Origin of the sequence: Rhodopseudomonas sp. WA056 (genome assembly GCF_010906995.1) — a bacterium.
GTDB classification, from domain to species: domain Bacteria; phylum Pseudomonadota; class Alphaproteobacteria; order Rhizobiales; family Xanthobacteraceae; genus Rhodopseudomonas; species Rhodopseudomonas palustris_G.
Map to the genome: position 1 here is coordinate 1 of NZ_QPFS01000132.1, position 12,990 is coordinate 12,990.

A 12,990-nucleotide genomic window follows, 5' to 3' on the forward strand; every position below is an offset into this window, starting at 1 on the left:
GCTGTTGCTCGGCAAGGCCGCCGGCTCGTATCAATTGACCGAGATTCTGCAGCGCGGCGACGCTGTCAGGGAATCGCCATTGTATCTCCCGATCCTGCTGCTGTTACTGGGCGCCGCGTTCACCAAATCGGCGCAGTTTCCGTTTCACTTCTGGCTGCCGCACGCGATGGCGGCGCCGACGCCGGTATCGGCCTATCTGCATTCGGCCACCATGGTGAAGGCCGGTGTGTTTCTGCTGGCGCGGCTGTGGCCGGTGCTCGCGGGCACCGACTGGTGGTTCGCGATCGTCACCACCACGGGCCTGGTCACGATGCTGGTCGGCGCATGGATTGCGCTGTTCAAGACCGATCTCAAGGCGATCCTGGCATATTCGACGGTGAGCCATCTCGGCCTGATGGTGATGCTGCTCGGTTTCGGCACCGAATATGCGGTGATCGCCTGCGTGTTTCACATCCTCAACCACGCCACCTTCAAGGCCGCCTTGTTCATGAGCGTCGGCATCGTCGACCACGAGACCGGCATCCGCGACATTCGCCGGCTCGGGGGGCTGTTACGCCTGATGCCGATCTCCTCGGTGCTGGCGCTGACCGCCGCCGCGGCGATGGCCGGCGTGCCGCTGTTCAACGGCTTTCTGTCGAAGGAGATGATGCTGGAGGCCGCGCTTCACACCGGGGCGATGGGACAGGACTGGATCGTGCCGGTCGCCGCGACGGTCGGTGCGCTGCTGTCGGCCGCATACTCCGCGCGGCTGGCGTTCTCCACCTATCTCGGCCGGCGGCACGCCCATGCCTCGGGCACGCCGCATGATCCGCCGGTCGGTATGTGGTTGCCGGTCGCGGCGCTGGTGGTGCCTGTGCTGGCGATCGGACTGTGGCCGCAATTGGTGGCCGGCGGATTGGTTCAGCGGACCGCACAGGCGGTCGTCGGCTCCACGCCGCTGCAGTTCGAGCCGCTGGCGATCTGGCACGGGCCGACGCTGGCGCTGCTGATGAGCGTGGTCGCACTGGGCGGCGGTCTGGGGCTGCTGTGGGCGCTGGCGTCGCTCGAGCGGCTGCGCAACCTGCTGCCGCGGCCCGACGCCAAGACGATGTTCGACGTCACGGTCGCCGCCAGCGCTCGCGCCGCACGCTGGGTCATTCGCCGACTGCACGGCGAATCCCTCCCGCGCTATCTCGCGGCGATCGTGCTGACCGTGCTGGTGGTCGGCGCGATCGGGTTCGCGGGCGGCAATCATGCGGCCGGCGCGCGGCCGATGTTGCCACTCAATCTGCCTGCGGCGGTCGGCTGGGTGTTGCTGGTCGTCGCCAGCCTCGGCGTCATGGCATTCCACATCCATCGGCTGGTGACCTTGATCCTGTCGAGCGTGGTCGGGCTGATCGTTTCGCTCACCTTCATGCTGTTCTCGGCGCCGGATCTGGCGCTGACCCAGATCTCGGTCGAGGTGGTCACCATCATTCTGCTGCTGCTGGCGCTCAACCTTTTGCCGAAAGTCACCCCGCCCGAGACCGCCACCGTCCGCAAATGGATCAACGGCGCCATCGCCGCTTGCGGCGGTCTGGCGGCGGCGGGGCTGGCCTTCGCGGTGATGACCCGCGACGTCGACTCGATTTCCGCGTTCCATCTCGCCGAGTCCAAGCCGGGCGGCGGCGGCACCAACGTCGTCAATGTCATTCTGGTCGACTTCCGCGGTTTCGACACGTTCGGCGAGATCATCGTGCTGTGCATCGCTGCGCTGGTGATCTTCGCGCTGCTCAGCACCGCGTTCGAAGGCGCCGCAGCGCGGCGGCTCGACAGGATGCGACAGCGGCTCGAATCCGCCGACGCTCACCCGCTGATGCTGGTGGTGGCGACGCGGCTGCTGTTGCCGCTGGCGATCACGGTCGGCATCTACATCTTCCTGCGCGGCCACAACCAGCCCGGCGGCGGCTTCATCGCCGGCCTGGTCGTCGCCACCGCGATCATCATGCAGTTCATGGCGAGCGGCTACACCTGGAGCTCCGAGCAGCGCAACATCGACGGGCATCGCCTGCTCGGCGCAGGCGTCCTGATCGCGGCCGCCACCGGCATCGGCTCGTTCCTGTTCGGCCGGCCGTTCCTGACCAGCTACTTCGTCTATGTGCCGATTCCGCTGATCGGCGAGGTCGAGCTCGCCACCGCGCTGCTGTTCGACGTCGGGGTGTTTCTGACCGTGGTCGGAACCGTGTTCCTGTCGCTGTCGCAGATCTCCCGCGTCGAGCATCGCGCCAACCGAGGGCCGGTGCCGGCCGGTCCGTCGGACATTCCGATGACGCCGCAAGCCGCACCGCGGCCGGCACCACCCGCCGCTGCACCGGCGGAGAGCTGACATGGAACTGCTGGTCGCGAGCGCAATCGGCGTGCTGACGATGGTCGGGCTGTATCTGGTGCTGTCCCGGCACAGCTTCCCGGTGATCATCGGCACCACTTTCCTGACCTATGCGGTCAACCTGTTCCTGTTCGCGATGGGAAGGCTGGCGATCGATCGCGCACCGATCACCGGAAGCGGCTCGTCCGACTACACCGATCCGCTGCCGCAGGCGCTGGTACTCACCGCGATCGTGATTTCGTTCGGAATGACCGCGCTGGTGGTGGTGCTGGCGCTCCGGGGCTTCCTCGAGACCGGCACCGAAAGGGTCGAGAACAGTCCGGCGGGCGATGAACGCCGCGACCTTCACCACCCGGGAGCCGACCGATGATCGATCTCATCGTCGCTCCGATCGTGGTGCCGGCCGTGGTCGCCGCCTTCCTGATCCTGGTGATGCGTCACGATCTCGCCGGCCAGCGCGCCGTGTCGATCGGAGCGACCGTGCTGTCGCTCGGCATCGCAGTGTGGCTGTATGTGGCGGCGTCCGGCGGCGATCCGATGAGCTACCGGCTCGGCAATTGGCCGGCGCCGTTCGGCATCGTGCTGGTGCTGGATCGGCTGTCGGCGACGATGCTGCTGCTCACCGCGCTGCTCGCGGTGGCGGTGGTGATCTACGCGCTGGCCGGATGGGACGCGCGCGGTCGCCACTTCCATCCACTGTTCCAGTTTCAACTGATGGGCCTGAACGGCGCCTTCCTGACCGGCGACGTATTCAACCTGTTCGTGTTCTTCGAGATCATGCTGATCGCGTCCTACGGCTTGCTGCTGCACGGCGGCGGCGAGCGGAGGCTGCGCGCCGGCTTCCACTACGTTGCGATCAATCTGGTCGGATCGACGTTGTTTCTATTCGCGGTCGGGCTGATCTATGCCGTGACCGGCACGCTCAACATGGCGGATCTTGCGAACAAGGTCGGCAACGTCGCCGCAGGCGACGAAGCGCTGCTTCGGGTCGGCGCCCTGTTGCTGTTGCTGGTGTTCGCGCTGAAGGCCGCTTTGGTGCCGCTGCAATGGTGGCTGCCGTCGGCCTACGCCGCGGCGGCGGGACCGGTTGCGGCGCTGTTCATGATGATGACCAAGGTGGGAGCGTATTCGATCGTCCGGGTCTACACCGTGATTTTCGGCGCCGGTGCCGGGGCGGCGGCCGATATCGCGGCGCCGTGGGTGATGCCGGCCGCGCTGGCGACGCTGGTGCTGGGGGCGATCGGCGTGCTGGCGAGCACGACGCTGCTCGGGCTGGTGGGCTTTTCGATCGTGTGGTCGATGGGATCGCTGCTGCTGGCGATCGGGCTGTTCGACCAGGGCGGGCTGTCGGCCGGCCTGTACTATCTGCTGCACAGCACGATGAGCGGCGCGGTGCTGTTTCTGGTGGCCGATCTGGTGGCGACCGAACGAGGCCGCCATGCCGATCGGCTGGTCGCGGCGCCGGCGTCGCCGCGGCTGCCGCTGCTCGCGGCGCTGTTCTTCGTCGCGGCGATCGCGATGACCGGCATGCCGCCGCTGTCGGGCTTCGTCGGCAAGCTGCTGATCCTCGATGCGGTCTGGGACCGGCCGCTCGGCACGGCGAGCTGGGTCGTGCTGCTCGGCACCAGCCTTGTGGTGATCGTCGGCTATGCGCGCGCCGGCAGCACGCTGTTTTGGAAGACCGAACTCAGGCGCACGGCTCCGGCGCGCACCGCGGCGGCGCCTTCGATCACCGTGCCGGCAGCGGTCGTGGTCGGGCTGCTCGCCGCGACAGTGCTGCTGTCGGTGTTTGCCGGACCGGTCGCTCGCGAGCTCGACGCGACTGCGCGGCAAACCCTCGACGTCGGGGCCTATGTCGGAGCGGTCAGTCCCGCCGCAGTCGCGGAATCGGGGAGGGGAAGGCCATGACCAGGCTGCTGCCGCATCCGGTGATGTCGCTGCTGATCACCGGGGTCTGGGTCGCGCTGATCAACTCGGTGTCGGTCGGCAGCGTGGTGTTCGGTCTTTTGCTCGGGATCGTCGTGCCGCTGCTCACCAGCCCGTACTGGCCGAACCGCCCCACGCTGCGCCGGCCGCACAAGCTGATCGGCTATGCGGCCGTGGTGCTGTGGGACATCGTGGTGTCGAACGTCCAGGTCGCGTATTGGGTGCTGCTCCGGTCCAACGACAGCCTGCGGACGCAATTCGTGGTGGTTCCCCTCGACATCACGTCGCGTGAGGCGATCGTGCTGCTGGCGGGCACCATCACGATGACGCCTGGAACGGTCAGTGCCGACCTGTCCGCCGACGGCCGCGCCATCCTGGTGCACTGCCTGCACACCACCGATCCGGACGAGGCCGTGAGCCAGATCAAAAGCCGCTACGAACGACGACTCCAGGAGATCTACGGATGATCCAGACGGCTTGCCTCGTTGCGATTGCTGCCATTGCGGTTTCGGCGCTGATGAACCTCTACCGCCTGGCGAAGGGGCCGGATGTGCTCGATCGAATTCTGGCGCTCGATACGCTGGTGATCAACACCATCGGTCTGGTGGTGGTGATCGGGATCTGGTTCGGCACCAGCATGTACTTCGAAGTGGCGCTGCTGTTCGTGGCGGTCGGATTTTTGACCACCATCGCGTTCTGCAAGTACCTGTTGCGTGGCAACGTGATCGAGTAGGCGGCGATGGTCTGGGCGAGCGAAATTCTGGTCTCCGTGCTGATCCTGATCGGCGCTTTCTTCCTGGTGGTCGGGTCGTTCGGCCTCGTGAAGCTGCCCGATCTGATGCGCCGTCTGCACGCGCCGACGAAATCCACCACGCTCGGGATCGGATCGCTGCTGATCGCCTCGATGCTGTATTTCGCGCTGCTGCGCGGCGCGCCGTCGTTGCACGAACTGATGATTTCGGTGTTCCTGTTCCTGACGGCACCGATCGCTGCGAACATGATTGCAAAGGCCTATATGTTGCGGAGCAGGGCCCTGCACAGAAGCTTGCCGCGCCCGGCGCACGGCGGCGAATGGGCCACCTACCTGCCGCACGCCGCCGGCCCCGCCACCGCTGCGAAGGCAAAACATCGCCCCGACGACGCCGGAGCGATCCGAGAACGTTGAGGCGCCCGGCGGGTACGAAGGCACTGAGTCCTCATCCAGAGGAGCCCGGCGAAGCCGGGCGTCTCGAAGGATGGGGCAACGCATTCCCTGCGTCACATGGTTCGAGACGGCGCTACGCGCCTCCTCACCATGAGGTTGTGCGTGTGGCAGGCGGTGCGGATCAGCTCTGATTCCATAAAAAGCAGAACTGCTCTAGGGGACGGAGATTGCGGCGAGCGTCGCGGGGACGCGGCACAGAATCTCTTCCAGGAAATCGGCCGTCTCTTGCTCCGGCTGGTGCGACCGACCGACCGGCCGGCAGTCGAGCCGGGCCGAGACGGCACGGTGCGGGGCGGCAATGAAGCTGGTGCGGGCCGTCTCGGGCAGAAGCGATGCCAGCAGCGGGTCGCCGACGACCAGTGAGGGGCTTTGATCGGCGAGCCAGCCGGCGGCGTCCTCCTCGTTGGCGAGGCGGCGTTCCCCGGGTTCGGCCAGACTCTCGTCCCATGCGAAGAACGACGCGACTCGAACGGTCGTCGCGGGATGACGGCGACGCAGCGCGCATCGCACTGCGTTCATTGCGACCTGTTCCCCGACCAGGACCACGATATCGCCGGACGGCGTGTGGCCGTCGCGGCATTTTGCATCGTCGGTTGGCGGTGAATCGCCCGACGCCGACGCCGTCGTCAGCGCGGCCGCGAGCGCGATGTCGTCGCGGGAATCGAGCGGCAGACCGGTCACGAACGGGATGCCCCAGCGCCGCTGCATCAACCTGGCGAGCGGCAATGCGGCAGCGGCAACCACCAGATTGACCGCGGCACCGGCGGCGCCGGCGATCGCTTGCAGCCCGGACTGCTGTCCCCACACCGAAATCAGAGGCAAGCCGGCGCGGTCGAGTACCCGGTGAAGTCGCAGGAGCTGAGCCGGCCCGATGTCGTCGAGCGGCGAGGCGCCGAGGATGTTGGCGCCCTGCGGCGGCGCCTCCGGTTCGGCGACGAAGCGCTCCGCAACCGCTCGAAACGCGGCCGCCAGCCCCTTGTCGTAAAGGTCGAAGCCGGTGGTGGCGAAGCCGAACGCCGGCAGGCCGGTCTCGTGTTCGACCAGCGTCGCGAATCCGTCGACGTCGAAGCCGACCAGCATCGGAACCGGACTCGCCACCACGGCGACGAAGCTGTAGTCGCGATCCCGCGTCGCCCGGATGATATTATCGAGCAGCTTCTGATCGTTGCCCATGATGGCGTCGAACTCGCGCAGACCGGAGCTCAATACGCTGGAGTCGCTGGAAAACCAGCGCGGCTCGTCATAACCGGTGTAGCTGCCGGTGCAGCCCGAGGCATCGTGGATCACCACTAGGCCGCCGAGATCGTGCAGCGCCGAGGCGACTCCGGAATAATCCGCCGCGAACGGCGGCAGTCTGGTCAGCAGGTAGCTCATGCGTCGTCCTCACACCACCAGGCCGTAGGCGCGCACCATGTCCTCGAGCGTGTCGGGGCGCTGAGCGCTCGCCGCCGTCGCCAGCGCGTCCAGCACTGTTGCCAGGCCGTGATAACCGTACAGCCCCTCATCGAAGCTGATCGGCACCGTCACCGGCGCGCCAGTGAGATAGCCGGCGGAAAAGCCGATCGCGATATCGGCGGTCGGCTGCTCGGGCCGCGACCAGCTCCGCACCGGATGGATCGGCGAGGTGACGACGAGCTCGGGGACATGCCGGGCCAGCCAATCGAGAGCAGGGCGCTCGTGCGCGGGAAGCTGATGCGCCACCAGTTGGGCGACGTTGAAGCCGCGCTCGACCAGCGCGCGGGCGAGGTCGAATGGGCTGCAGGTCGCCGAGCCGTCGACCGCGATGCTGCGGCCGCCGACAGCGCGCCGGGCTCGTTCGACCGCCAGCTCTATGGCTCCACGGGCAGGCTCGGGATCGAGCGACGTTCCGAGCGCCTCGGCGATCGCCTGATAGCGCGCCGCGATCGTCTCGTCGCAGAATCCGACCGGTGCGATCACGAACGGCGTGCCGAACTTGGCTGCGAGCGTCTCGGCGGCCGCGATGCCCTCGGGGCGCGTCACCAGATTGAGCCGCGCCGCTGCCAGTTTCTGAAAGTCCGCGAAGGTCGAGCAGTCGGCGATGTGGCGGACCGGCCCGTACCCGGACCGCGCCAGCATGTCGCGCAGTTCGCTGTCCTGCGCCAGCGGGCTGAACGGTCCGATCAGGCCGACGCTGTCGTCCTTGAACGGTGGCGGCGCGAGGAAGTCGTACATGTCGCGCTGGATCCGGCGTTGCGGCGGCAGCCCGGAGCCGAGTGTGATCGGGTTCATCCGCCCGACCCGGAACGGGATGCCGTGCGCGGCTTCGAACTCGGCGACCATCGTCGTGTAGTCGGTGCCGAGCAGATCGTCGATACAGGAAACGATGATCATGAACGCCTTCGGCCGCGGCGCCAGGCGTTGCAGCAGCAGCGGCACGGTGGTCCGGATCTCGTCCTCGTAGCTGCCGAGGACGATCTCGTCCTCCTCGATGCACAGATAGCCGACGCGGGGTTTCAGTCCCTGCTCGAACGCCGCGATGGCGCCGTGCCGACCGCAGGCCGCCGGGCAGACGAACAGCACGTACATCTCAGGCACAAGCAGCGCGGTGCGGAGCACGCCCCAGCCACCGTGGGTCGGTGCGCAATAATGCAGGCAGGCGGCGCCTTCATCGAACAGAAGCCCCGGATCCGCGCCGAGATCGCCGACACGGATGCGACCCTGCGGCGCGACGCTGGAGTCCCGGCTCATGACAGCGCCGCCAGATGAGGGCGCCCGGACGCCGGGGCGGTGATGTCGGGCACCAGCAGGCGCGTCAATTCGTGATAGACGGCGGCCTGCTGCGAATCCGGAAAACACGCCACCACGGTGCGGCCCTGATCCTCGGCCTGCTGCACGAGGTCGCAGCGCGGGATGATGCCGAGCACACGGGTTTTGATTTCGGCGGCGGCGCGCCGCACCAGCTCGTCCTCGTCGGCGATGTTGCGCGAGTTCTGGATCACGCCGGCGAGCCGCGCATAGCCGCGGGTGGCGAAATTGGCGAGTGCGTTGGCGATGTTGTGGGCGGCGTACAGCGCCATCATCTCGCCGGAGCTGACGATCGCCACTTCGTCGGCATAGCCCTTGCGCATCGGCATCGCGAAGCCGCCGCACACCACGTCGCCGAGCACGTCGAACAGTACCACGTCTGGACGCAGTCTGCCCCAAGCGTCGAGCTCCTCCAGCCGGTCGAACGCCGAAATGATGCCGCGGCCGGCGCAGCCGATGCCCGGTGTCGGCCCGCCGGCCTCGACGCACAGCACGCCGAGATCGCCCTCGACCACCAGGTCGTCGAGCGTAGATCTGGTCTTCTTGACCTTCAGCACGTCGAGCACCGAGGTGATCGGCTGGCCGCCCGTGAGTCCCTTGGTGGAATCGGCCTTCGGATCGCAGCCGATCTGCATCACTTTAAGCCCGCGCCGCGCCAGCGCGGCCGACAGGTTGGAGACGGTGGTCGACTTGCCGATACCGCCTTTGCCGTAAATGGCAATCTTCTTCATGGACATTCTCCACGAATCCGGCGCCGCTCTTGGCTCGTCGGCGAACGCCGCCGCGGCGAGAGGAGCGGCGCCAAACCGCGTCATCAGAAGGTGTGGACGAGCCGGGCGGTGAAGTTGCGGCCGGGCTCCAGCAGCGGGTTGTACATCGACTGCGGATACGACCTGTTCACGTAGGTCGCTGCGCTGACGTAGGACGTGTCGAAGATGTTCTGCAGGCTGAGATGCACCTTGGTGTCGCCGAGGCGCGGCGAGATCAGAATGCCGAGATCGAACGACGCGTAGATGCTCGGAACCGCGTAACCGCCGGTCGGATACTCCTCGGTGGAACTGATGCGGGTCTTCGCGCCCGCCCAGTCGACCGCCGCGCCCAGCGAATAGCCGGAGCCGAGCGGCGCGTACTGCACGCCGACACGTCCCTTCCACGGCGCGATGAACGGCAGCGGTGTGTCGGTATCGGTGTTGGTGGCCTGCAGCCAGGCGGCGTTGCCGTACAGGTTGAACGACTGCGTCGCCTGCCAGCGCCACTCGGCCTCGACGCCGTTGACCGTGGCATGGCCGACGTTCTGCCGCTGCGTCATCGACGAGCCGTTGTAGTTGACGAACACCGTCTGCAGGAAGTTCGCGTAGTGGCTGTCGAATGCCGTCACCTTGACGGTGGCGGTCGGGAAGTTGAGCTGGAAGCCGCCCTCGTAGGTGAGGCCGGTCTCCGGCTTCAGCTCCGGATTCGGAATTGTGGTGGCCGAGAAGGTGAACAGCTCGGAATTGGTCGGATAGCGATAGGAGGTGCCGACCGAGGCGAGCAGGTCGAGGATCGGTGTCACGTGAACGGTGGCGCCGAAGCTGCCGGTCGGCGCAGTGGTGCTGACGTCGGCGTTGCGGCGAAGCACCTCGAGCGCCTTCGTCGAACTGACCGGCGACAGTTCGGATGTCGTGTTGAACCAGTCGAACCGTCCGCCGGCCGACAGCGTCAATAGCTTGAGCGGGGTCCACTCGTTCAGCACGAAAGCGCCGACATTGGCCTGGGTGTTGTCCGGAGCCGTCTTGGTTTCCGGCGAGATCGTCGATGTCGTCGCAGTCTGCCGCACCGACCACGAGGTGCTGCCGGGCCGCCATTCCTGGAAACCGTCGATGCCGAACGTCGTCTTCATCAGGCCCCACGGCGCCGGCTCCCATGGGATCACACCCTGGGCGCGGCCGCCGATCACCAGCGGGCCGCCGACGTTGCTCACCGAACGGGTGACGACCCCGGCCGTGGCGGTATTGACGGTGGAGAGCTTGGTGTCGAAGTAATTGGCGTAGAACGAGCCTTCGACGTGCTGGACCAACTGATCGGTGAAGTCGCCGGAATAGGACAGCTTGGCCATGTGAACCTGGTTCGGCTGCTGCCGCACTTGTGTGTACGGCGCGCCCGGGGCACCGCCGACGCCGCCGGCGCGGCCGTCCTCTTCCCAATAGTCGCGCAGCGTCAATTCGAAGCGCTGGTTGTAGGTCGGCGACCAGCCGAGCCGCAGATTGCCGCCGATGCTCTCGTAGTCGCTGTTGAGCGCGGCGCCGCTCGGCGTTTGATAGTTGCCGCCCTTGCGATAGCTGATGCCGCCGAGTACGTCGAAGCCGAGTCCGGCCGCCTGCGCCCATTCATAGGTGCTGAAGCCGTTGTCGACCGAACTGTAGCCCGCCGAGAACCCGCCATGTGCGATCCGCCAAGGTCCGAACGGATCGACCTGAGGGCGCCGGGTGACGACGTTGACGAGGCCGGTCATCGCTTCAGAGCCGTACACCACGGAGCCGGGTCCGCGGATCACTTCAACGCGCTCGATTTCCTCCGGCGCGAAATAATTGAGCTGCAGCGTGTTGCGGCCGCGGAAGCGGTCGCCGTCGATATACATCGGCGAGCGCCAATTGTTCGACGAGAACCCGCGCAGATAAATCTGACCGCCGATGCCGCCGGCACGCGCGATCGACACGCCGGGGACGTTCTGCAGAATGTCGAGCAGGCTGGTCGGGCTGGTCTGCTCGATCTGCGCGCGGTCGACCACGGTGATGCTCTGCTGCGCCGGATGCGGGATACCAGCCTGCGGCAGCTTGCCGCCCATCGGCTTGAGCGAATTGTCGTTCGTCGTGCCGGAGGTGGCGACCGTCGCTTGCTGCGTCTGCGTCTGGGTTCGCGCTGGCGTCGCCGTCCGCCGTGTCGCCCGTCCCGCACTGGATCCGTCCTGGCGCCGTGGTCTCGATGAGTTCGCGGACTCCACTCGCACTTCCGGCAAGACGTGGCGCGTGCGCTGCGTGGCAGCCTCCGCGGTCTGCGCGCGCGCGTCGACGCCCGAACCTGCCGTGATCGCGCAGGCCAGCGCGATGCTGAAGCCGCACGTCGACGCGAGCAATGCGCGTCTCCTGGAGTCGAGTGTGAATGCCCTTTGAATCATAATCGAGGTCCCCCAGCTCACATTAGTGAATTGGGTCATTAGCGAGTCGTCGTCCGCTTCACCACCATCCCCACGTTAGCGCGTGGGCGGGCTACCACCATGCGGATGCAAACTTCGACACATTACAAATCGCGGGTCCGTTCTGATTGATCCGTTCCGAGCAGGTGCGATTAGCAATGCCCGCAACCTGATGCGTTCACTCGTTGAGCGATTCTATTCTGCGGCCCCGGTCTTCGGGCGCAGCGGCGGTGTTTTGGTTTTGCGTTTGCGTATCGTCGCCCTATGAAGACACATCGTGTCCGGCGCGGGATCGCCGGTGTTTCGAGGGTCTCTGAATTGATGCTGCGATCGTCGCGTCGGACGAGATCATTAGCTGCTGTCGTGATCGGCGTCGTCGCCGTGGCGATGCTCGGCTCGGCGCATGCCGGCGAGCTCACCGATCAGCGTGGCCGCACGGTTGCGGTCGCCACGCCGGCGCAGCGGGTCGTATTCCTGCCGATGCCGGCGCCCTCGACATATATGGCGGTCGACCGCTCGGCTGCGCATGTCGCGGGCATGAACCCGGCCTCCGCGAGCGCGATGCAGTCCGGTATTCTCGGCCGCATCTTTCCGTCGTTCGACAAGATCCCGACCGGCATCACCCGCGGTGCCGGCGTGGTGCCGAATGTCGAAGCGATCATGGCGCTGCATCCTGACGCGGTGCTGCAATGGGCGACCTCGGGCGACGAGCCGATCGCGATGCTCGACCGCGCCGGACTGACTGTGCTGGGGCTGCGATACGGCGGCCAGGACGAGGTCGAAGGCGCGATCATGATGATGGGGCGGCTCGCCGGGCAGGCGCCGCGCGCGGCCGCGATCGTCGAACGGCAGCGTCAGCGGCGCGACGCGCTCGCCGCCGCGCTCGGCGCCTTGTCCGATGCCGAGCGTCCGCGCGTGCTGCATCTGTCGCGGGCGTCGGACTCGTTTGCCGCCGCCGGCCGCGACACCTATTCGGACTTCGTCATTCGCACGGCAGGCGGTCGCAACGCGGCGGGCGAGATCGGCGGCAGCCGCACCGTCACGCTCGAACAGATGCTGGTGTGGAATCCGGACGTCATCCTGCTCGGTAACTTCGATACGGCGACGCCCGACGATCTGTATCGCGATCCGCGGCTGCAGGGCGTCGCGGCGGTGAGGGATCGGCGGGTGTATCGCATTCCGCTCGGCGGCTATCGCTGGGATCCCCCGAGCCACGAGTCGGCACTGGCCTGGACTTGGCTCGCGGCGCTGCTGCATCCGGCGCTGGTCGCGACCGATCTGCGCGCAGAGATGCGCGCCTGGTACACGTTCCTGTACGATCACGCCCTGGTCGACAGCGAGATCGACGACATCCTGCATGCGCGGCAGAACGGCGGCTCCGCCGGCTACGCACGATTTGCGGCGGCGCGATGAGTACGCTCGACGCTGCCGCGGTCGGTCACGCCCGATCGATCACTGCTCCGATCGCGATCGGCGCGTTGATCCTGTTGCCGATCGCAACGGCGATGTTGTGCCTCTCGGCCGGGCGCTATCAGGTGCCGACGGCGCATGTGTTCGGCATTCTGCTGCACGATTGTC

At 66.9% G+C, this 12,990-nt stretch carries 12 protein-coding genes; 8 read left to right on the forward strand and 4 right to left on the reverse strand.

The window, feature by feature from the left end:
* The 6 genes from mbhE to DU475_RS20180 all read left to right on the forward strand — a co-directional run.
* The coding region (gene mbhE, locus DU475_RS20155; protein ID WP_164633127.1) for a hydrogen gas-evolving membrane-bound hydrogenase subunit E at positions 1 to 2,344 on the forward strand (2,344 nt) is incomplete at its 5' end.
* A 1-nt stretch (position 2,345) separates the two neighbouring features.
* Entirely contained in the window at positions 2,346 to 2,714 is a 369-nt protein-coding gene (locus DU475_RS20160) for a Na(+)/H(+) antiporter subunit C (protein WP_164633128.1), read from the forward strand.
* Entirely contained in the window at positions 2,711 to 4,252 is a 1,542-nt protein-coding gene (locus DU475_RS20165) for a monovalent cation/H+ antiporter subunit D (RefSeq protein WP_164633129.1), read from the forward strand. The genes DU475_RS20160 and DU475_RS20165 overlap by 4 nt, the downstream gene beginning before the upstream one ends.
* The gene (locus DU475_RS20170) at positions 4,249 to 4,737 is read left to right on the forward strand and encodes a Na+/H+ antiporter subunit E (protein ID WP_013502134.1); all 489 of its coding nucleotides are present in this window, start codon (positions 4,249 to 4,251) and stop codon (positions 4,735 to 4,737) included. The genes DU475_RS20165 and DU475_RS20170 overlap by 4 nt, the downstream gene beginning before the upstream one ends.
* Positions 4,734 to 5,003 (forward strand): K+/H+ antiporter subunit F, encoded by a 270-nt coding sequence (locus DU475_RS20175; RefSeq protein ID WP_013502135.1) that lies wholly within the window; start codon positions 4,734 to 4,736, stop codon positions 5,001 to 5,003. The genes DU475_RS20170 and DU475_RS20175 overlap by 4 nt, the downstream gene beginning before the upstream one ends.
* A gap of 6 nt (positions 5,004 to 5,009) precedes the next feature.
* The gene (locus tag DU475_RS20180; RefSeq protein ID WP_164633130.1) at positions 5,010 to 5,435 is read left to right on the forward strand and encodes a Na+/H+ antiporter subunit G; all 426 of its coding nucleotides are present in this window, start codon (positions 5,010 to 5,012) and stop codon (positions 5,433 to 5,435) included.
* A gap of 192 nt (positions 5,436 to 5,627) precedes the next feature.
* On the opposite strand, the gene DU475_RS20185 is transcribed toward DU475_RS20180, so the two are convergent.
* The 4 genes from DU475_RS20185 to DU475_RS20200 all read right to left on the reverse strand — a co-directional run bounded on the left by DU475_RS20185 (position 5,628) and on the right by DU475_RS20200 (position 11,064).
* Positions 5,628 to 6,848, reverse strand: coding sequence for a nitrogenase component 1 (locus DU475_RS20185; RefSeq protein WP_164633131.1), 1,221 nt, complete (start codon positions 6,846 to 6,848; stop codon positions 5,628 to 5,630).
* Positions 6,849 to 6,857: 9 nt separating this feature from the next.
* Positions 6,858 to 8,183: a nitrogenase component 1 gene (locus DU475_RS20190; protein ID WP_164633132.1), complete on the reverse strand. Its 1,326-nt coding sequence runs from the start codon at positions 8,181 to 8,183 to the stop codon at positions 6,858 to 6,860.
* Positions 8,180 to 8,971, reverse strand: a complete 792-nt coding sequence (locus DU475_RS20195; RefSeq protein ID WP_164633133.1) for a nucleotide-binding protein — start codon at positions 8,969 to 8,971, stop codon at positions 8,180 to 8,182. Before DU475_RS20195 ends, DU475_RS20190 begins: the two co-directional genes overlap by 4 nt.
* A gap of 83 nt (positions 8,972 to 9,054) precedes the next feature.
* The gene (locus DU475_RS20200) at positions 9,055 to 11,064 is read right to left on the reverse strand and encodes a TonB-dependent receptor (protein WP_246700370.1); all 2,010 of its coding nucleotides are present in this window, start codon (positions 11,062 to 11,064) and stop codon (positions 9,055 to 9,057) included.
* Positions 11,065 to 11,077: 13 nt separating this feature from the next.
* Between DU475_RS20200 and DU475_RS24390 the strand changes: the two genes are divergently transcribed.
* Both DU475_RS24390 and DU475_RS20205 read left to right on the forward strand, forming a co-directional pair.
* Positions 11,078 to 11,389: a hypothetical protein gene (locus tag DU475_RS24390; protein ID WP_246700371.1), complete on the forward strand. Its 312-nt coding sequence runs from the start codon at positions 11,078 to 11,080 to the stop codon at positions 11,387 to 11,389.
* A 386-nt stretch (positions 11,390 to 11,775) separates the two neighbouring features.
* Positions 11,776 to 12,825 (forward strand): ABC transporter substrate-binding protein, encoded by a 1,050-nt coding sequence (locus tag DU475_RS20205; RefSeq protein ID WP_349644214.1) that lies wholly within the window; start codon positions 11,776 to 11,778, stop codon positions 12,823 to 12,825.
* Positions 12,826 to 12,990 lie beyond the last annotated feature (165 nt).